Consider the following 19,638-nt stretch of genomic DNA (forward strand, 5'->3'; position numbering starts at 1 on the left):
GTATCATGATGGCCATGCCATCAGGCGTCATCACCACCAAGGAGCGTCAGACGATGCACAATACTTCGCTCTCATCCGCCGGGGCGGTCAACCATTGCCTCGAAAAGGGCAGTCCGATTCTCGACCGCTCACTGCTGGAAGGGGTCAGCCTGCCGGCCATGGTGCTGCATCAGCACGTGGTGGACCACAACATCGCCTGGATGCAGCGTTTTGCCGACGCTCATGGCGCCAGGCTCGCCCCGCATGGCAAGACCACCATGATGCCGGCGCTCTTTCAGCGCCAGATGGCTGCCGGCGCCTGGGGTATCACCCTGGCAACCGCCACCCAGTGCACGGTGGCTTTCGCGCATGGCATCCAGCGGCTGTTGATGGGCAACCAACTGGTCGGTCGCGCCAACATGGCGCTGGTGGCGGACATGATCGAGGGCGGCGCGGACTACTACTGCACGGTCGATCATCCCGACAACGTACGCATGCTCAACGATTTCTTCGCCGCGCGCGGTCTCACCCTGCAGGTGCTGATCGAGCTGGGGGTGCCCGGCGGACGCTGCGGCGTGCGTGATGAGGCCGAACTGGCCGCACTGGTGGCCGCCATTGGCGAGGCGCCGGCCCTGTCGCTGGCCGGGGTCGAGGGGTATGAAGGCATTATCGGCGGCGATGATCCGATTGCGGCGGTGCGCGCCTATGGGCAGCGGCTGGTGCAGACGGTGCGTACCCTGCACGACAGTGGCGTGCTGCGCGTGTCGGCACCCATTGTCACCGCCTCGGGCTCGAAATGGTTCGATCTGATCGCCGAGGCGTTCGATCAGGCCGAGCTGCGCGAGCACTACACGCCGGTGCTGCGTCCGGGCTGTTATGTGGTGCATGACCACAAGCTCTACCGGGGCGCAATGGCCGAGGTCCGCCAGCGTCATCCCGAGCTCGAAGGCGAGCTTGCGCCTGCGCTGGAGGTCTTCGCCCAGGTGCAGTCATTGCCCGAGCCCGGGCTGGCCATCGTGGCGCTGGGCAAGCGCGATATCTCCTGCGACCCGGATCTGCCGATGCCGCTGCGCCTTTACCGTCCGGGACAGTCTGCGCGCGATGTCAGCGACTGGCAGGTCTTTCATGTCATGGATCAGCATGCCTTCATGCGGATTCCGCCTGATGCCGACATTCGCCTGGAGGACGTGATCGCCTTCGGCGCCTCTCACCCCTGCCTGACTTTTGACAAGTGGCGCCAGGGCCTGTGGGTCGACGAGGCGCTGCAGATTACCGCCATCGAGCCGACCTTCTTCTAACGCTTGACAGTCTGCCGCCCCAGCTCCGGCTCCGGCCAGGCGGGCGTGGCCTCGCCATCGGCCACGCCATGCAGGGTTATTTTGCGGCCCCGGCCGGAGGACGGTAGAAGGCATGCACGTCGGTTTCGTACGTCTTGACGAATTCCGAAGCCCAACTGGGCGTGATGCCGCGGCCATGGAAATACATGGCGCCATCGGTGCGGTCCGGCAGCTGCTGATTGAGCGCCTTGCGCGCCACTTCCTTGGCGCGTGTGTACGAGGACTCCTCCTGTACGCTATCGGGGCGGCCGTCACACCACCATGAAAACTGACAGCGGCCCTGTTCGGAGCCCTGGGTGACGACGTCGCATACCGTTTTGGGGAATTCTGCATGGCTCAGCCGGTTCATGACCACGTTGGCCACCGCTGCCATATCCGCTTCCCCCTGGCCTTTGGCTTCCCAGTAGATGGAGCGGGCCAGACAGGTGATCGCATCGTCCAGCGGCGCCGTGCCGGCCGGGTCCACCGCCTGCACGCCCGGCGGCGTGATCAGCACCGAGGGCGCCGGGCGCTCTCCGGCCTCGGCCCTCTGCTCGAGCACCTCGGCCTTCTGCTCGGCGATTTTCGCCCGCACCGACGGATCGGCCGCGAGCGCCTGACCCGTGAATAGGAGTGTCGCAAGGCAAATCAATAACCCTAACCGGCAATGAAGCATGATCGACCCTCGTGGCAAGCGGAGCCGCTTTTCGAAGGCGGCGCCCGCTGGAAATGATCTCTCAGTGTAGCGAGTGCTGGTTACGGTGCGGTAGATAAACGCTTATTGCTACGTTCTGTCTGAAAGCCGGCCCGCACACAACGCTCGATGCAGGTCAGTGTCACCATGATCCGAAAGCTGCTGGCCCGCTTGCCATAACGTCTACAGAGGCGATGTTTTTTCTTCAACCAACTGAACAGACGCTCCACGACGCTACGCTGAGAATATTTGGGGCGATCGAACTGATGAGGCAGACCACCATTCATGTGTCGGGATCCATGAACCCGTCCTGACGCAGGCGAAGATGTAGCCGGGTCAGTATCCGGTCGGAGGGCCATCTCACGCCACTGGCGAAAGCATTGGTAAACGGTCTTCAGGGCCCGTAACGCTCCGCAAGGTCCCGCCACTTGGCCGGAGCAGGGGTTCCAGAAGATGCTATTGAGTATCTGACGGTCGTCTCGTCGTAGACGCCCCATGATCTGGGACGGGGAAACGATAACCTCGATCACGTGCCAGCGGCGTCAGGGAATTCGTAACGTCCTGCCATACGCGCCTCCTATGCCATGGCAGGTTGTAGCGTAACAAGGACGAGGTTTCAGAAAAATCGTAAATACCGGACCTTGACGTTAATAACATTTTGGTTTGTCGGTACCGTTATGCCTCATGTCTTGTACGACATTTCCAGTGACTGCAACAAATGCTGCAAGCCACTAGTATGAAAATATTAAAAAACTAAATCTATTTTTTATCTTAAAGTATGGGTGTAAGCGTTAAGAGTGCCTTTTTAATAACATTAATGTATAAATAACAAAACAAATACTAACGTGGCGTATATGCTGTATCAGTCGCCGCACGCCACGTTGAGTTGCTGTAATAGGTTGTATGCCAACCACTTGTTAGCGAATTACGGGCACAGCGGCGTCAGCGTACATAGGGCGGCAAATTAGGCTATTCATATCGCAATATTTTGCGGCTTGGTTAGTCTGGCTACCAACCGCCTCTTTTCTATAACTGGTTATATAAGAAATAACGCATAACTGAGAGGCATATTGGTATGTTGTTTAATATTGTTTCAGGAATATTGGGCGCCGAAGGGCACTCTTACAAGAGCGCGTTTGGTTTGGGTAATAATTTAAGTTCTGGATACTTCAATAAATACCAGAGCGTTTTCGACGGTCACGGCCATAAGAAGAGTAACTTCTGGGGGCATGACGACCATAAGGGAGGTTTGGGCAATCATGGCGACAAGAAGGGAAGCTTCTGGAACCATGACGGATACAAGGGGGGCTTCGGCAAGCACGATGACAAGAAAGGTGGCTTTCATGACCATGACGGTAGAAAAGGAGGAATATGGCACCATGACAGCCCGCATGACAAGTGGGGACATGACAATGACTGTGCGCCTGAGCCGAAGAATTCTGCGCCGGAAACCGACAATATCTGCGTGGAAGGCAAGGAGGACAGCGCCGGTATTCCCGTCATTCTAAGCGGTAGCGATAGTGACGGTCGGATCGTGCAGTTCACGCTCAATGACCTGCCGGTACACGGTACGCTGTATAACGGCGATACCGTACTCGAGGCGGGCGATATTATCAACGCTACCGACAATACTGCCACGGTGCTGTTCGTCCCGGAACTCGATTTCGATGGCAAGGTGACGTTTCACTACGCTGCCAAGGATGATGATGGCAGTGTCGATCACACGCCAGCAACCGCCACCATTACCGTCGAGGATGTGCCCTCAAGCCACGGACGCTATATCGGCGATGATGACACCACCGAGGTCTGCGACGATACGGTGGGCGTGGAGCGGGGCGACAACGTGACATTGACCGGCGGCGCTCAGGATGTCGATGTCGATTCCACCTATGGCGAAACTGCGCTTATCGATGGGTTCGATGACGACGATACCCTGCTGTCGGGCGGTATACAGCTCGATAATGGCGAGGTCCTTACCCAGATCCGGATGTCGTGTGGCTGCAATTATGAGTCGATCGATCAGGGTTACGAAGTGGCGCTGCATGAATCCAATGCCAATGATGATCCATCGATGTACTACGTTTTCGAAGCTGGAGGCAATACCTTCGTCTTCGCTGATAACGGTGACGTGCAAGGAGAGTTGGACGATCGCGATTTTGCGGTCGAACTCGTCGGCCAACATGACCTGAACGGCCCCAACAACATCCAGATCGCCGATCCGGCCTGATCGGCCTTTCCATGCCATCTTGATGGTTTGGCAGAATGTCGGAACCCCACTGGCGGGTTCCGGCTTCTGAGAGACGCTCATCCTTGCCGACGCGCTGCTTGGGCACCAATACCCACATTCGGCCCTGTTGTTTCATGCGCCCGGCGCTTTCGGACATCACAACATTTCCTGCCTAGCCGATAGAGTTCCTGGCACTGTTATTACTCCACCGACATCAGCAATTAATTACCCTTTCACTTCGGCAAAGCGCGCTGCGGCCACCACCGGCAGCATTTCCAAGCCCGGGCGAGCGAAGAAGAAGCCCTGCTGGCGATGGATGCCATGCTGGAACAGCCAGCGAGATTCCTCGGCCAGTTCCACACCTTCGGCGACCAGTTCAATATCGAGCTCACCGGCCATGCTCACTACGGCGCGCAGCATCGCTTGGCGGTTGGGGTCGAGATGGACGTTCTGCACCAGTTGGCGGTCGAGCTTCAAGGTGTCGGGAGTCAGTTCGGTGAGCATGTCGAGGTTGGCGTAACCGGTGCCGAAGTCATCCAGCGCGGTGGAAAAACCCAGGCCGTGATAGGTGTCGATGATATTGCGCAGATGGCCGCGATCGTGGACCGCCTCGGATTCGGTGATCTCGAAGTTGATCCGTGAGGCGGGCCAGCCGCAGCGTCGCGAGGCTTCCAGCGTGGCCTGAATGCAGGCGGTGGGCTCGTAGACGGCATTGGGCAGGAAGTTGATCGACAGGGTCTGCTGCATGTCGAGTTCGCTTGCCAGTTCGATGGCCTTGACGCGACAGGCCTGATCGAAACGGTACAACACCTGACTGTCGACTTGGCTGAGTATGCTGTAGGCCGATTGCCCTTCGGGGCCGCGCACCAGCGCCTCGTAAGCGACAATCGTGGCTTGCCCGACATCGACGATCGGCTGGAAGGCCATGGTGAATTCGAATGGCAGCACGCCGTCGCAGCGACCGCAGTGGTCGTTCACTCTTGCACAGTGCGTCATGTCGCGTTTCCTCTGGTTCTTGTGACTCCCGCTCGACGGGGGAGCCTTTGCCGTTTTATCGGCCAACACGCGGCTCTCTTGAAACACGACTCTGCTTTTAACCCGGCACGCATGAAATGCTGCGCCATTCCCCCTCTGGATCAATGCGCGGCGTCGCCGGGTGGAGGTCCGCCACGCACGACCATTACCACCCCGACAATCGCTATGGCCATACCGGCCAGCGCCACGGGCCCCAGGGTTTCATCGAACAGCCACCAGGCCTCCAGCGCTGTCAATGGCGGCACCAGATAGAACAGGCTGGCGACCCGCGAGGCCGCGCCACGGCGGATCAGGGCCATCAACAGCAGAATCGCCGCGATCGATAGCCCTACCACCAGCCAGCCCAGCGCGGCGATGAAGGGAAGCGTCCATTCGACCTGGCGGGTTTCCAGAAGCAGTGCGCCCAGCCCCAGCGCGACGCTGGCGGCCAGGTACTGCACCACGCTGCCGCCGAGCAACGGCATGTTGGTGCAGAAGCGCTTCTGGTACAGCGTTCCGGCGGAGATCCCTAGTAGCGCGGCGAAGACGCAGGCCAGCGCGGCCCAGCCAAAGCCCTGGAACATTCCGCCGTCGCCGGGGGCGAGCTTGCCGCTCAATACCAGCGTGATCCCGATCAACCCCAGCAGCAGGCCCAGCCACTGCCAGCGCGACAGGCGCTCGCCGAGTAGCGGCAACGCCAGCGCGGCGGTCAGCAGCGGCTGCAAACCGACCAACAGCGACGCCAGTCCGGCCGGCAGGCCCAAGTCGATGGCGTAGAACACGCCGCCCAGATAGACGGCATGTACCAGCAGGCCGGTCACTGCGACGTGTCCCCAGAGTGCCAGCGAGGCGGGCCACTGCGCCTTGAGTCCCCACATCAGCGGCAACAGCACCAGCAGGGTGAGGGCGAAGCGGATGAACAGGAAGGTGAAGGGTTCGGCGTAAGGCAGGCCGAACTTGGCGCCGATGAAGCCGGTGCTCCACAGCAGCACGAAGAAGGCCGGCATCGAGGCCAGCCATAACGTCTGAGAGCGGCCGGGGGTGTCCGGGTGCATCAGTGGTCCTCGCCCAAGGCATCTGAGCGGGGCGCGGGTTGTCGTATGGCGATGTTATCGATGACGTCGAATATCTGCTGCGGCGCGACGTAGCCTTCGAGCTGCATCTTCTTGCCGCCGTCCAGGCCGACGAGGACAACCGTCAGCGGCCCCTGCGGATCGAGATCGAGCGCATTGAGCAGCGCACGTGTCTCGAACGGCGTCATCGGACGCCCCGCGCGTTGGCCTTTGCCGGCCTCGATGCGGTAAAGCATCAGACGACGCTGGGCGATATCGTCCTCGCGCTGACGCAGTTGCTCTTGCATGCGCCGGTAGGCATCGTCTTCGGCGCTGGGCGTGACCAGGATCAGTGCGCGGAACATGCTGCGATCGGTCATCAGCGGGTTGGCCGGATCGGCGGCCGATGCGGTGGCGGCCAGGGCGCTCCAGAGCAGTAGGCACAGCATCGTGAGCACGCAGGGACGAGACGACATGCTGGGTTTCCTTGTGAGGTAACAGCGGCCTAGCACAACAGATTGCCGGACGAAGCGCCAGCGTGGTGGCAGCTTAGCCGCTCCGGTCTTTCTCGTCATGGTCGTGCACGAGGATACCGATGGCCGCCGCGAATCGGTGGCCTGCCACCCCAGCTACCTCCAAATAACCCTTCTGTGTGTCGTTATAAGCCTAAAGAGGTAGTTGCTTTGAGAAAGCCTTTTTTTATTAGCGAGGTGGCTATCCTCATGCGTTTACCTCCTAAGAGATAAGGCAGCTTAAGCCTGCTGACGGCACTGGAAGCGCTTTGACCTGTATCAAAAAACCCCTTGGGCAAAAGACCCAAAGTGGCCTCCGAAATGATGCTTCAGCAGGTCAGGGAGACATCTTGTGGCGGCCTGATCGGGTACAAGTACCGCCCGGCCCTCGATGCACCGCGCGCCGACTGGTTGAAGACAATGATACGTACAGGAGATCGTGACATGAAGATCCGCTCGCAAGTGGGCATGGTCCTCAACCTCGACAAGTGCATCGGCTGCCATACCTGCTCGGTGACCTGCAAGAACGTCTGGACCAGCCGCGAAGGCGTGGAGTACGCCTGGTTCAATAACGTCGAAACCAAGCCGGGCATCGGTTATCCCAAAGAGTGGGAGAACCAGGCCAAGTGGAAGGGTGGCTGGATGCGTCGCAAGGACGGTAAGATCGAGCCGCGCATCGGCGGGCGTTTCCGGGTATTGGCCAAGCTGTTCGCCAATCCCGATCTGCCGGAGATCGACGACTACTACGAGCCGTTCAGCTTCGATTACCAGCATCTGCACAAGGCCGGCAAGAGCCAGCACCAGCCTGTGGCGCGCCCGCGCAGTGCCATCACCGGCAAGCGCATGAACAAGATCGAATGGGGCCCCAACTGGGAAGAGATCCTGGGCACCGAGTTCGCCAAGCGCCGCAAGGATAAAAACTTCGACCGGGTCCAGGCCGATATCTACGGCCAGTTCGAAAACACTTTCATGATGTACCTGCCGCGGCTGTGCGAACACTGCCTCAACCCGGCGTGCGTGGCGTCGTGCCCGTCTGGCGCGATCTACAAGCGCGAGGAAGACGGCATCGTGCTGATCGATCAGGACAAGTGCCGCGGCTGGCGCATGTGCATCTCCGGCTGTCCGTACAAGAAGATCTATTACAACTGGAAGACCGGCAAGTCCGAAAAGTGCATCTTCTGCTATCCGCGCATCGAGTCCGGCCAGCCGACGATCTGCTCCGAGACCTGCGTGGGCCGTATCCGTTATCTGGGCGTGCTGCTCTACGACGCGGACCGCATCCAGGAAGTGGCCTCATCGCCCGACGAGCGCGATCTCTATCATCGCCAGTGCGACATCTTCCTCGATCCCAACGATCCGGAAGTGATCGCCCAGGCGCGCCGCGACGGCGTGACCGAAAACGTGATCAAGGCCGCCCAGGCGTCGCCGGTCTACAAGATGGCCATCGACTGGCAGTTGGCCCTGCCGCTGCATCCCGAATACCGCACCCTGCCGATGGTGTGGTACGTGCCGCCGCTTTCACCGATTCAGAACGCCGCCGAAGCCGGCCACCTGGAGAGCGACGGTGTGCTGCCCGACATCGAGTCGCTGCGCATTCCGGTGCGTTATCTCGCCAACCTGCTCACGGCGGGTGAGGAAGAACCGGTGATCCGGGCACTCAAACGCCTGATGGCGATGCGCGTCTACAAGCGCGCCCAGCAGGTCGAGGGGCGCAAGGCCTCCGAAGTGCTTGAGGAGGTGGGCTTGAGCGAAGCGCAGATCGAGGAAATGTACCGCTATCTGGCCATTGCCAACTATGAAGATCGCTTCGTGGTGCCCACCAGCCACCGCGAGCAGGCCCGCGAGGCCTTTCCCGAGCGCGGCGGCTGCGGTTTCTCGTTCGGCAACGGTTGTCATGGCGGCGACAGCGAGACCAGCCTGTTCGGCGGACGCAAGCACACCAGCACCCTGGTCAAGCCGGTCGTCGAGCAGCATGACCCGGAAGACGAGCACGCCCTGCCTCTGGTCATGACCGACAGCCGTGTCAAATATCATCAGCCGAAGCCGGCGGCCAAGCGGGCCGAGCCGGAGGAGGAACACAATGCGTAGTCTCCGTGTCCTGGCGCGTCTGCTGGACTATCCCACGGCCGAGCTGAAGCGGGCCGCAGGGGAGATGCTCGAGGCCATCGACGCCGAGGAGCACCTGAGTCGCCGGCAACGCTTCGCCATCAAGTCGTGGATCACCCAGGTTGCCAATGCCGATCTGCTCGATCTGCAGGCCGACTACGTGGCGCTGTTCGACAAGGGGCGTTCGACCTCGCTGCTGCTGTTCGAGCACGTGCACGGCGAGTCGCGCGATCGCGGTCAGGCGATGGTCGATCTGCTCGCCCAGTACCGCGAGGCGGGATTCGAACTCGAGACGCGTGAGCTGCCCGATTACCTGCCGGTGTTCCTGGAATATCTCTCCACCCGCGAGGGGAGCGAGATCGCCCGTCAGCTGGGTGACGTGGCGCATATCCTGGCGCTGCTCGCCGCACGCCTGAAGGAGCGCGAGTCCGCCTATGCGTTGGTGCCCGAGTCGCTGTTGGCGATGATCGGCGCCGAAGACATCGTCGGCGAACATGCCGAGGCGGTACACAAGGAGGCCCGCGACGATACGCCCGCCGCACTCGATGCGGTATGGGAAGAGGAAGTGGTGCGCTTCACCGCCGACTCCGATCAGGACTGCGCCCTGCAGTCCGCCACCGGGCGCCGTCAGGCGGAACTCAAGCGTCAGTTTCAAGCCGACGTGCCGATTCGCATCGTGCCGCCGACCACCAACGCAGCCGCGGGTCATTAATTCAGGAGCCCCGTCATGAACTACTTGAATGAACTACTGTTTGGTCTCTACCCCTACGTGGCGGGCACGGTATTCCTGGCCGGGGCGCTGCTGCGCTTCGATCACGGCCAATACACCTGGAAGACCGGCTCCAGCCAGATACTCTCCAAGCATCAGATGCGTCTGGGCAGCAATCTGTTCCACATCGGCATTCTGGTGATCTTCTTCGGCCATCTGGTCGGCCTGCTCACGCCGCACTGGGTCTATGCGCCCTTCATCAGCGCCGGCACCAAGCAGATCATCGCCATCATCGTCGGCGGTATCGCCGGGATAATGTGCCTGACCGGCGGCGCCATGCTGTTGCATCGTCGACTGACCAACCCGCGCGTGCGCGCCACCTCCAGCCGCGCCGATATCCTGATTCTGGCCATGCTGGTGGCCCAGGTCAGCCTGGGGCTCTTGACCATCATTCCCGCCCTGGGCCACCTCGATGGCGGCGCCATGCTGATGCTCGCCGAATGGGCCCAGTCCGTGGTGTTCTTCAAGGGTGGCGCCGCTGAACACCTGGCGGAGATCGGCCTGATCTACAAGCTGCATATCCTGCTCGGGCTGACCATCATCCTGGTATTCCCGTTCACCCGGCTGGTACATGTGTGGAGCGCGCCGGTGGGCTATATGGGACGGCGTTACCAGATCGTGCGTCGCCGCGCCTGAAAACTGGCTGCGCTCGGGAGAGACACCATGCAAAAGATCGAAATCGAACAACTGCCGGGGCGCGCCAGCGCTCCCGCCATTCGCGTCGGCGAGACCGCCATCGACGAGCAGACCATTGCCAGTGAGATGCAGTACTACCCGGCCGAAAGCCTTGCCGAGGCCCAGCTGCAGGCAGCGCGGGCCCTGGTGATTCAGGAGCTGCTGCGCCAGCGCAGCGTCGAGCTGGGGTTGGCAGCCGCGCATGACGAAACCACCGATGCTGAGGAAGCCGATCTGGCAGGGATGCTCGACAGCGAGCTTGAGGTGCCCGAGCCGGAGGAGGCCGCCTGTCGACGTTTCTACGAGGCTAACCTTGAGCGCTTCCAGGTGCCGGCAATCCTTGAAGTGCGACACATCCTGCTGGCCGCCGCCCCCGACGATGCCGAGGCGCGCGATGCCCAGCAGCGCCAGGGTGTGGCACTGCTCGAGGCACTGCAGGAAGCACCGTACCGCTTCGACGAGTTCGCTCAGCGCTACTCGGCATGTCCCTCGCGGGATCAGGGTGGCCAGCTCGGCCGCCTGACGCCGGGACAGACCGTCGACGAGCTGGACCGGGCGCTGCGCCACCTGCCGGAAGGGTTGCACAATCGTCCGCTGGCCTCGCGCTACGGCTGGCATCTGGTCTGGGTCGACCGGCGTATCGAGGGAGAGCCGCTCGATTACGATCAGGTTGCCGACCGGGTCCGTCACACCCTGCGTGAGCAGGCTTCGCGCCGTGCCCTGCGCCATTACCTGCTGGCCCTGGCGGAGCGTTACGGTGTCGAAGGTATCGCGCTCGACGAGGATAACGCCGGTGCGCTGATGCAGTAATCTTGTATCTGTCCTGAACTTGCCTGACAGCGGGAGGCAACAGCCATGGCCCATGTAAAAGACGACGCCCCCTTCGTGCCGCTCAACGTGGCGGTGCTCACCGTCTCGGATACGCGGGGATTCGATCGTGACGGCAGCGGCGACCTGCTCAGCGCGCGCCTCGAGCAGGCCGGGCATCGCCTGGAGGATCGCCGGATCGTGCCCGACGATATCTATCGCATCCGTGCGGCGGTTTCCGCCTGGATCGCAAGCGATGACGTTCAGGTGGTACTGGTCAACGGTGGCACGGGTTTCACACCTCGGGATAATACTCCCGAGGCGCTGACGCCACTGTTCGACAAGGCCATCGAGGGCTTCGGCGAGCTGTTCCGCCAGCTTTCCCTCGATACCATCGGCACGTCGACGATCCAGTCGCGAGCGGTGGGTGGCGTCGCCAACCGTACCCTGATCTTCGCCATGCCGGGCTCGCCCAAGGCCTGCGCCACCGTCTGGGATGGCGTGCTCGCCGCCCAGCTCGATGCGCGCACGCGACCGTGCAACTTCGTTGCCATGGTGATGCCGGATGCCCCGCGCTGTGCCAGCCGCCAGCCAGCGGGTGATCTTCAGTCCGAACCTCGGGGAGGCGTATGAGCTGCGACGCGCATGCCCACGGTCTGCTCGGTGTCGAACAAGCCGTGACGCTGCTGCTCGAGCGGGCCCGGCCGCTGAATGAGAGCGAGAAGGTCGATCTGGCACAGGCTCGCGGGCGTATCCTGGCCCAGGACGTCGGGGCGCAACTGGATATTCCCGGCTGGGACAACAGCGCGATGGATGGTTATGCGCTCTGCAGCCGGGATGTAGGGGAGGGGCGCGACAGTCTGCCGGTCGGCCAGCGCATTCCCGCCGGGTCGGCGCCGGCCCCGCTGCCGGCGGACAACTGCGCACGTATCTTTACCGGCGCGCCGATTCCCGAGGGGGCGGATTGCGTGGTTCCCCAGGAGCGCTGCCAGGTACTCGAGGATGGCCGGGTGCGCTTTCTCGACCCCGTCATTCCCGGCAGCCATATTCGCCGGCGTGGCGAGGAATTGCGTCGCGGTGAACCGCTGCTGGCGCGTGGCACCTGGCTGGACAGTGCGGCGCTGGGTGTGCTTGCCAGCCAGGGACTGGTGCAGGTCGAAGTGGTACGTCGCCTACGCGTCGCGTTGCTGTCTACCGGCGACGAGCTGGTCGAACCCGGTCAGCCGTTGCATCCGGGGCAGCTGTATAACAGCAACCGGGTGGTGCTGAGCGCGGAACTCGCCGACGAAGGTATCGAGCTGATCGACCTCGGTGTGGTCGAAGACACGTTCGAGGCTGTCTGTGCCGCCCTGCAGCGGGCCCAGGCCGAAGCCGATGTCATCGTGACCACCGGCGGCGTGTCGGTGGGCGAGGAGGACCATGTACGCGGTGCGGTCGACCGCCTGGGCGGTCTGCATTTTCATGGCGTGGCGATGAAACCCGGCAAGCCCTTTGCCTTCGGCTGGGTCGGAGAGACACCGCTGCTGGGACTGCCGGGCAATCCGGTGGCCTCACTGGTGACTTGGCAGCGTCTGGCACGCCCCTATCTGCGCCGTTGTCAGGGGCGGAGTCCGTCGATGCCGCTGAGCTTCCCCGTGGTCGCCGGCTTCTCGCGTCCGCTGCGTGCCCGCGAGGAGGTGCTGCGGGTAACGCTCAGGCAGGGCGTGGCGCATCTGGCGGGCGGACAGGGTTCGGCGATGCTGTCGGTGCTGACCCGTGCCGAAGGCTATCTGGTGATTCCCGCCGGCCGGGAGGTCCGGGAGGGGTGGGAGTATGACTTCGTTCCCTTCGCCCGCACCGTCCTGTAGAGAAGCCGTCCTGTAGAGAAGCTGTTCTGTAAGGGACCGAGCGGTCTGGCAAGAAGCTCGGCTCCGAAGCATTGTCTCAACCGCAAGCGATGGTGAAGATATTCATGGCATAGGAGAACATCGATGAAGCGCAATCAGCGTCCTCTGATCTATTCCTGCTCGGGCTGTTCCGATGTCGCTCAGCTCGCCAATGAAGTGGCGGTGCGCCTCGACCATGCCGGCACCGCGCAGATGTCGTGTATCGCCGGAGTCGGGGGTGGCGTCGAGGCGTTGATCAAGATCGCCCATTCCGGGCGGCCTGTCATCGGTATCGACGGTTGCCCCCTGCACTGCGTGCAATCCTGCCTCGAACAGATCGACCAGCCACTGACCGAGCATGTAAAGCTCTACGACATGGGCTATCGCAAGCATCATGGCCGGCGTTACCGCGAGGAGGACATCCAGGCGGTGACGCAGGATGTCGGACAGCTGATCGCTCGCCTGTCCTGCTAGCCTTTGTTTATCAGGCATCACGCAAGAGCCCGCCAATTTGGCGGGCTCTGTCATGGAGGGAGTGTGCCGCAGGGCTTGAAGGCGGCGCTTACGGCTCCAGTTGGCTGAAGTAGGCGGCGATGTCGGCGATGTCCTGGTCGGACAGGCTCATGGCCTGCGGCGCCATGAGCGCGGCGTTGCCGCCCTGACGCTGCCCCTCGCGGTAGGCGGTCAGGGCGTTCTGCAGGTAGAGAGCGTTCTGCCCGGCGAGGTTGGGGTACATGGGGGCTATGCCCTTGCCATCCTTGCCGTGACAGGCGACACAGACGCCAATCTTGGATTCTCCGGCGGCGGGGTCGCCTGCAGCATGGGCGACACCGGTCATGGCCAGTGTCAGCGCGGCGAGGGTCAGTAGTTTCTTCATGGGTTTCTCCTTGCTTCATGTTGTTTACCGGTGGGAATCACCGGACGTTCTCGCTGGCAGTGTCCGCTCATCCGGGCGGGGGTTGATGGGCCGTCATGCCATGACTTCCAGTACGGCAATGACGATCAGGACGAATATCAGCCACCCGCTGACGAAGTAGCGAAACAGGCGCGGGGCATGGGCCAGCTCCATGAATCCGTCGATGATCAGCTGGCCCTTGAGCGCGGTCAGGCCCAGCACCAGCAGGGGTAGCCAGGCGACATGCAGGCGATGACCCAGCGTCCAGGACAGCAGAGTCAGCCCCAGCAGCACGATCCATATCCAGGTCAACGGTTTCATGACGGCCTCACATGAGTACGTAAACGATCGGGAACAGCACCAGCCAGACCAGATCCACCATGTGCCAGTAGCTGGCGCCGCTTTCCACGGCGCCCACGCCGCAGGCGGGGTCCTCGCGATACGCGCCGTGCCGGCAGCGCCGGGCCACGGCAAGGAGGATGATCATGCCCAGCACTACATGCATCAGATGGAAGACGGTGACGAAGAAATAGAAGAAGTAGAACGTGCTGCTGCGCAGGGTGTAGCCCGCACCGATCAGACCACCGTATTCGGTGAATTTGATCGCGACGTAGGCGAGACCGCTGGCCGCACCGGCCCGCAGCCAGCGGGTGCAGGTTGGCAGAGATCCGGCCCGAATCGCTGCCACGGCACGGGCGACACAGTAGCTGCCTGTCAGCAGAATCAGCGTATTGATCAGCCCGAACGCGGTGTGTAGCGTGCGTGCACCCGCCGCGAAGATTTCCGGTTCGTGGGTGCGTGCCACGACCAGGCCGATCAGCAACAGGCCAAAGACCGCCAACTCCACGAGGATGAAGAACCACATGGCCAGATCGCCGGGGAGATGGCGATACGCCACGCTGACGGGCTCGCCTGGCGGTGAGCAGGCCTGGAACGTTCTCATGACGGCCCTCCGGTGAGCAGCAGGTAGAGCCGGGGCAGCAACTCGGGTAGTTGCCCTGGCTGGCGCAGCAGCACGAAGCGCTGGCGGCCGAAGAGATACGGCAGATAGTCGGCGGCGTCCTGGTCGATGGTCACGCAGAAGGACTCCACCCCCGCCTGGCGCGCCTCGATCAGTGCGTGGCGGGTGTCCTCGACGCCGTAGCGGCCCTCGTAGAGATCCAGATCGTTGGGCTTGCCGTCGGTGAGCAGCAGCAGAAGCCGCTGGCCGGCAGGTTGTTGAACCAGTACCTCGGTGGCCTGACGGATGGCCGCTCCCATGCGGGTGTAATAGCCTGGCTCCAGCGCCTGGATGCGTCCGCGCACCGTGTCGTTCCAAGGCTCGGCGAAGTTCTTGATCATGTTGAAGCGCACGTGGTGGCGGCGCTTCGATGAAAAGCCGTAGAAGGCGAAGCGGTCGTGACCGGCATCCAGGGATTCACCCAGCAGTTGCAGGCTGTCGCGAACCACGTCGATGACCTGGCCATCGTCATTCACCCAGGCATCCGTCGATAGCGAAAGATCCGCCAGCACCAGGCAGGCCAGATCGCGATGACGCGTGTCGAGGTCCCGCCATAGCCGGGCGTCGGCAGGTGCCTGGCCACGCCGACGTTCGGCCTGGAAGCGAATGCAGGCGGCGATGTCCACCTCGCGGCCCTGGGGTTGCCGGTTGCGCCACTGGCGTTCGGGGCGCAGCGCTTCGAAGCGCCTGCGCAACTGGGCGGCCGTGGCTTGCAGGCGTGTGGGCAGCGGGGCGGGGGCGGCGTCGCGCGCGAGCATGGGGATTACCCGGCAGTGGCGTTCGCGCAGGACGCCACGCCGCCAGTCCCACTCCGGCAGCAGGCGGCCGTCGCCGAGGGGGATGTCGTCTTCGGCGCTAGCGGGCAGGTCGAGATCGAGGCGCAGGCGCGAGGCGGGGGCCGTCGCGCGTCGCGCCAGGCTGATGCAATCGAGATCCTCGGCAATTTTCGCCGCATCCTTGTCCTCGTGATCATCGGTGGTGCGATCCACCGGGACGTACTCGGACCAGGAAAACAGACTCTCCAGTCGGAAGATGAGCAGTCCATCACGGCCGTCGACATCCTCGACGTATTCGGCCTGTTTGCGTGAATGCGCCGCCTGCAGGCGATGGCCGGGTGCACCGGAAGCCTCGCCCGGATCACGCTCTTCCGGAGTGGGGGCCGGGCCGGCATCGGGACACGGATACAGCCACAGCGGTACCGGCTGCGGTTCGCCCGGGGCGTCAGGCAGGCCATCGCGACAGCCGGGCACCCGTAGGGCATCCTGAATCATGCGCTCACGCCGACCCTCGGCGCCGCCCAGTGTGGCGGGCGCGGGGCGCTGCGCCAGCAGGGCCTCGACGAGACGCCGGTACAGCGGTTGCAAACCGGGAAGGTTGGCAAGCGTCTCGCCGACCAGGCGCTGGTTATCGACGAACCAGTCGGCCTGGGTGACAAGGCAGTCGCGACTGGCGAGGGCGACCAGCCACAAGTAGAGGTCACGATTGAGAGAGGCCTCAGGAAACAGTGCGATGCGCTCGGGAACCCGCACGCTTTCCTGATCCCTCCAGGCCATGGGATGGCGGCGACCGGTGCCGGCGATGCGCTGCAGCCAGTGCCGGTGAGCCTTGATCTCGCGTGCGGTGGCCGGCGCCACGCGCAGTCCCGGATCGCCCCCCAGGGCGCGCAGGACGATCGCCAGGCGTGCCTGCTCGTCGGCCAGCGTGACTGTGACCTGGGCATGTTCGTCGTTGGCCAGCCGGGTGATCAGACGATGCCAGCGGATGCCGACCAGTTCTTCCATTGTTTTGTCCTCTTGGGGGGCGACGCGTCTTGGCGACGCCGCTCCTGCGGGAGCGGCGTCGTCCGGCTCAGACGGTGGCAGTCAGCGGAGCCGGCATATCGGGCTTGTCCTGGCTGGAGGTCTCGCGTGCGGCGACGTAGAAGCTGACGAGATACAGCACCAGGCCCAGGGCGAACAGGCAGCCTGACCCCAGGCGCAGCCAGTAGAAGATGCGCAGGGCGTCCTGAGTGGCCATGAAGGGCAGGGCCTGGCCACTCTCCGGCAGACGTTGCAGCCAGACCTGGGTCACGCCGGCCGCGGTGAGAAACACCGTGATCAGCAGCATGGAGATGCTCATCAGCCAGCAGGACTTGATTTCCAGGGCCTGGGCCCGTTCGCCGTTGCCGGTGCGCCCGCGCAGGATCGGCATGGCGTAGGAGATGATGGTCATCACGATCATCGCGTAGGCGCCGAAGAAGGCCAGGTGGCCATGAGCCGCGGTCAGCTGGCTGCCGTGGGTGTAGTAGTTCACCGGTGCCAGGGTGTGCAGAAATCCCCACACGCCTGCACCCAGAAAAGCCATCACCGAGGTCCCCAGCGCCCAGGTGGTCGCGGCACGGTTGGGATGGTTGCGGCGGCGACGCTTCACCATGCTGAAGGCGAAGACCATCATCATGAAGAAGGGCAGCGGCTCCAGGGCGGAGAAGATCGAGCCCAGCCATAGCCAGTACTGCGGCGCGCCGATAAAGAAGTAGTGATGGCCGGTGCCGATGATGCCGCTGATCAGGGCCATGGCGATGATCACGTAGAGCCACTTCTCGATGACCTCGCGGTCGACGCCGGTGGTCTTGATCAGCACGAAGGCCAGGATGCTACCCATGATCAACTCCCAGACGCCTTCCACCCACAGGTGCACGACCCACCACCAGAAATACTTGTCCAGGGTCAGCGAGGCGGGGTTGTAGAAGGAGAACAGGAAGAACACGGCGAGCCCGATCAGGCCGGTGATCAGGATCATGTTGATCACCGTCTTGCGGCCCTTGAGGATGGTCAGGCCGACGTTATACAGAAAGCCCAGGGCCACGATGACGATGCCGACCTTGGTGAGGGTGGGTTGTTCGAGGAATTCGCGACCCATGGTCGGCAGTATGTCGTTGCCGGTGATTTCGGCCAGTCGGGCGTAGGGCACGGCGAGATAGCCGATGATGGTCAGCGTGCCGGCGGCGGCGAAGACCCAGAACAGAATCCTCGCCAGCAGCGGGCTATGCAGCTCGCGCTGACACTCCTCGGGCACCAGGTAGTAGGTCGCGCCCATGAAGCCGAACAGCAGCCATACGATCAGCAGGTTGGTGTGGACCATGCGGGCCACGTTGAAGGGGATCGCCGGGAACAGGAAGTCGCCGATAAGGTACTGCGTACCGAGTATCAGCCCGAACAGGATCTGGCCGACGAACAGGATGATGGCGAAGATGAAGTAAGGCTTGGCCACCGCTTGGCTCTGATATTTCATGTGGGTTCTCTCTTCTTCCGATCGTGGTCGCAGGGCTCAGCCTTCGATGTTCGGCGGCCAGTTGTTGTCTTCGATGCGCGATGTCCAGATCAGGAACTCGGCCAGGTCGTCGACGTCCTCCTTGGGCAGGTTGAACTGGGGCATCTGGCGGCGGCCGGGTACATGCAGAGGCTGTGCCGCCATCCAGGCCTGGAAAAAGCCCTTGAAGGCTTCTTCGTTACCCATGCCACGGCGGTCGAAGACGTTGGCCAGCTCGGGAGCGAAATAGGCGCCTTCGCCCATCAGGGTGTGGCAGCCGATGCAGTTGTTCTCCTCCCAGATCTCCTTGCCATGGGCGACCGCTTCGGTGATACCTTCACGGTTTTCGCGCTGCGGCAGGGCCGTCACCGTGTCGAAGGTCAGGCCGAGAAACAGCAGGATGAAGAATGCGCTGCCTCCGTAGTAGATGTTGCGGGCCATGCCCTTGGTGAATCTGTCAGACATCACGGCTTCCTCTTGTAGGGCGCTCGGTTCGGTGTCTCTTGTGTTCGGTTCCGGGCTGAGCGCTGTCAGGTTGACTCGGTGCTCAATCGCGGCATCCGAAATGGGCTCGGACGACATCCATCAGGGCGCTCAGGGTGGTCGGATCGTCGCTCAACGGCTGTACCAGACACGCCTCGCAGGCCTCGGTCGGCTCCATACCGTCCTTGATGAAGCGTGCGGTGTGAATCAGCAGGCGGGTCGAGGCGGCTTCCTCGAGATCGTTCTCGCCGAGATGGCGCAGGGCCCGACCCAGTTCGACCAGGCGCGAGACACAGGGAGCGTCGAGCCCGGACTCGCGGACGACGATTTCGGCTTCAGCTGCAGCGTCGGGGTAGTCGAAGGCCAGCGCCACGAAACGCTGACGTGTACTCGGCTTGAGGCCCTTGAGCAGGTTGCGGTAGCCGGGGTTGTAGGAGACCACCAGCATGAAGCCGGGTGCGGCTTCGAGCAGCTCACCGGTGGCATCGATGGGCAGCATGCGTCGGTCGTCGGCCAAGGGATGCAGCACGACGGTGGTGTCCTTGCGTGCCTCGATCACCTCGTCGAGATAGCAGATAGCGCCTTCGCGTACGGCCCGGGTGAGTGGGCCGTCCTGCCAGAAGGTACCGTTGGCGCCGATCAGGTGCCGCCCCACCAGGTCCGCGGCAGTGAGATCGTCATGACATGCCACCGTGTAGACCGGACGCTGCAGCCGTTCGGCCATGTGCTGGACGAAGCGGGTCTTGCCGCAGCCCGTGGGGCCCTTGATCAGGACCGGCAGGCCGTGGCGGGCGGCGTGCTCGAAGAGAGCGGCTTCGCCTCCTGCGGCGCGGTAGTACACCTCGCGTGCGGAAGGCCGGATGGGTGTGGTTGCCGGTGTGGCCATGGTCTGTCCTCGCCCCGATACAGTACAGCAGGTTAATATGTATTTAATATACATCTTTAAGGAGTGCTGG

Annotated in this window: 21 protein-coding genes; 9 read left to right on the forward strand and 12 right to left on the reverse strand. The window is 62.7% G+C overall.

Annotated features, from left to right (window positions below):
* Positions 1-53 precede the first annotated feature (53 nt).
* Positions 54-1,277, forward strand: a complete 1,224-nt coding sequence (locus ACW4DH_RS11660; RefSeq protein ID WP_459636569.1) for an amino acid deaminase — start codon at positions 54-56, stop codon at positions 1,275-1,277.
* Between the two features lie 76 nt (positions 1,278-1,353).
* Here the strand turns inward: ACW4DH_RS11660 and ACW4DH_RS11665 are convergent, their stop codons facing one another.
* Together ACW4DH_RS11665 and ACW4DH_RS11670 are read right to left on the reverse strand one after the other, a co-directional pair.
* On the reverse strand, positions 1,354-1,890 hold the full coding sequence (locus ACW4DH_RS11665) for a cell wall hydrolase (RefSeq protein ID WP_459636570.1): 537 nt from the start codon (positions 1,888-1,890) through the stop codon (positions 1,354-1,356).
* Between the two features lie 161 nt (positions 1,891-2,051).
* The gene (locus ACW4DH_RS11670; protein WP_459636571.1) at positions 2,052-2,276 is read right to left on the reverse strand and encodes a hypothetical protein; all 225 of its coding nucleotides are present in this window, start codon (positions 2,274-2,276) and stop codon (positions 2,052-2,054) included.
* 854 nt (positions 2,277-3,130) lie between these two features.
* Here ACW4DH_RS11670 and ACW4DH_RS11675 point away from each other — a divergent pair.
* On the forward strand, positions 3,131-4,216 hold the full coding sequence (locus tag ACW4DH_RS11675) for a hypothetical protein (protein ID WP_459636572.1): 1,086 nt from the start codon (positions 3,131-3,133) through the stop codon (positions 4,214-4,216).
* 225 nt (positions 4,217-4,441) lie between these two features.
* Here the strand turns inward: ACW4DH_RS11675 and ACW4DH_RS11680 are convergent, their stop codons facing one another.
* From ACW4DH_RS11680 to ACW4DH_RS11690, 3 genes are all read right to left on the reverse strand, one after another.
* Complete coding sequence (locus ACW4DH_RS11680) at positions 4,442-5,212, reverse strand: EAL domain-containing protein (RefSeq protein ID WP_459636573.1); 771 nt, start codon at positions 5,210-5,212, stop codon at positions 4,442-4,444.
* Positions 5,213-5,352: 140 nt separating this feature from the next.
* Complete coding sequence (locus ACW4DH_RS11685) at positions 5,353-6,285, reverse strand: DMT family transporter (protein ID WP_459636574.1); 933 nt, start codon at positions 6,283-6,285, stop codon at positions 5,353-5,355.
* Positions 6,285-6,758 carry a DUF4174 domain-containing protein gene (locus ACW4DH_RS11690; protein ID WP_459636575.1) on the reverse strand — a complete coding sequence of 158 codons (474 nt, stop codon included), beginning with the start codon at positions 6,756-6,758 and terminating at the stop codon, positions 6,285-6,287. Before ACW4DH_RS11690 ends, ACW4DH_RS11685 begins: the two co-directional genes overlap by 1 nt.
* Before the next feature lie 480 nt (positions 6,759-7,238).
* Between ACW4DH_RS11690 and narH the strand changes: the two genes are divergently transcribed.
* From narH to ACW4DH_RS11725, 7 genes are all read left to right on the forward strand, one after another.
* Positions 7,239-8,882: a nitrate reductase subunit beta gene (gene narH, locus ACW4DH_RS11695; protein ID WP_459636576.1), complete on the forward strand. Its 1,644-nt coding sequence runs from the start codon at positions 7,239-7,241 to the stop codon at positions 8,880-8,882.
* The gene (gene narJ, locus ACW4DH_RS11700) at positions 8,875-9,612 is read left to right on the forward strand and encodes a nitrate reductase molybdenum cofactor assembly chaperone (protein ID WP_459636577.1); all 738 of its coding nucleotides are present in this window, start codon (positions 8,875-8,877) and stop codon (positions 9,610-9,612) included. The genes narH and narJ overlap by 8 nt, the downstream gene beginning before the upstream one ends.
* A gap of 15 nt (positions 9,613-9,627) precedes the next feature.
* Positions 9,628-10,305, forward strand: coding sequence for a respiratory nitrate reductase subunit gamma (gene narI / locus ACW4DH_RS11705; RefSeq protein WP_459636578.1), 678 nt, complete (start codon positions 9,628-9,630; stop codon positions 10,303-10,305).
* 27 nt (positions 10,306-10,332) lie between these two features.
* Positions 10,333-11,154 carry a peptidylprolyl isomerase gene (locus tag ACW4DH_RS11710; protein ID WP_459636579.1) on the forward strand — a complete coding sequence of 274 codons (822 nt, stop codon included), beginning with the start codon at positions 10,333-10,335 and terminating at the stop codon, positions 11,152-11,154.
* A gap of 45 nt (positions 11,155-11,199) precedes the next feature.
* Positions 11,200-11,784 (forward strand): molybdenum cofactor biosynthesis protein B, encoded by a 585-nt coding sequence (moaB, locus tag ACW4DH_RS11715; protein ID WP_459636580.1) that lies wholly within the window; start codon positions 11,200-11,202, stop codon positions 11,782-11,784.
* Positions 11,781-12,998 (forward strand): molybdopterin molybdotransferase MoeA, encoded by a 1,218-nt coding sequence (locus ACW4DH_RS11720; protein ID WP_459636581.1) that lies wholly within the window; start codon positions 11,781-11,783, stop codon positions 12,996-12,998. Before moaB ends, ACW4DH_RS11720 begins: the two co-directional genes overlap by 4 nt.
* Positions 12,999-13,121: 123 nt before the next feature.
* Positions 13,122-13,490, forward strand: coding sequence for a putative zinc-binding protein (locus ACW4DH_RS11725; RefSeq protein ID WP_459636582.1), 369 nt, complete (start codon positions 13,122-13,124; stop codon positions 13,488-13,490).
* An 88-nt stretch (positions 13,491-13,578) separates the two neighbouring features.
* Here the strand turns inward: ACW4DH_RS11725 and ACW4DH_RS11730 are convergent, their stop codons facing one another.
* The 7 genes from ACW4DH_RS11730 to ACW4DH_RS11760 all read right to left on the reverse strand — a co-directional run bounded on the left by ACW4DH_RS11730 (position 13,579) and on the right by ACW4DH_RS11760 (position 19,568).
* Positions 13,579-13,893, reverse strand: a complete 315-nt coding sequence (locus ACW4DH_RS11730) for a c-type cytochrome (RefSeq protein ID WP_459636583.1) — start codon at positions 13,891-13,893, stop codon at positions 13,579-13,581.
* 93 nt (positions 13,894-13,986) lie between these two features.
* Positions 13,987-14,232, reverse strand: coding sequence for a cytochrome C oxidase subunit IV family protein (locus ACW4DH_RS11735; RefSeq protein WP_459636584.1), 246 nt, complete (start codon positions 14,230-14,232; stop codon positions 13,987-13,989).
* Between the two features lie 7 nt (positions 14,233-14,239).
* Positions 14,240-14,854 (reverse strand): cytochrome c oxidase subunit 3, encoded by a 615-nt coding sequence (locus ACW4DH_RS11740; protein WP_459636585.1) that lies wholly within the window; start codon positions 14,852-14,854, stop codon positions 14,240-14,242.
* Positions 14,851-16,692 carry a VWA domain-containing protein gene (locus ACW4DH_RS11745; RefSeq protein ID WP_459636586.1) on the reverse strand — a complete coding sequence of 614 codons (1,842 nt, stop codon included), beginning with the start codon at positions 16,690-16,692 and terminating at the stop codon, positions 14,851-14,853. Before ACW4DH_RS11745 ends, ACW4DH_RS11740 begins: the two co-directional genes overlap by 4 nt.
* 67 nt (positions 16,693-16,759) lie before the next feature.
* On the reverse strand, positions 16,760-18,181 hold the full coding sequence (locus tag ACW4DH_RS11750) for a cbb3-type cytochrome c oxidase subunit I (protein ID WP_459636587.1): 1,422 nt from the start codon (positions 18,179-18,181) through the stop codon (positions 16,760-16,762).
* Between the two features lie 36 nt (positions 18,182-18,217).
* Positions 18,218-18,664: a c-type cytochrome gene (locus ACW4DH_RS11755; RefSeq protein ID WP_459636588.1), complete on the reverse strand. Its 447-nt coding sequence runs from the start codon at positions 18,662-18,664 to the stop codon at positions 18,218-18,220.
* Between the two features lie 82 nt (positions 18,665-18,746).
* Entirely contained in the window at positions 18,747-19,568 is an 822-nt protein-coding gene (locus tag ACW4DH_RS11760; RefSeq protein WP_459636589.1) for an AAA family ATPase, read from the reverse strand.
* Positions 19,569-19,638 lie beyond the last annotated feature (70 nt).

It is taken from the genome of Halomonas sp. WWR20 (assembly GCF_054602495.1).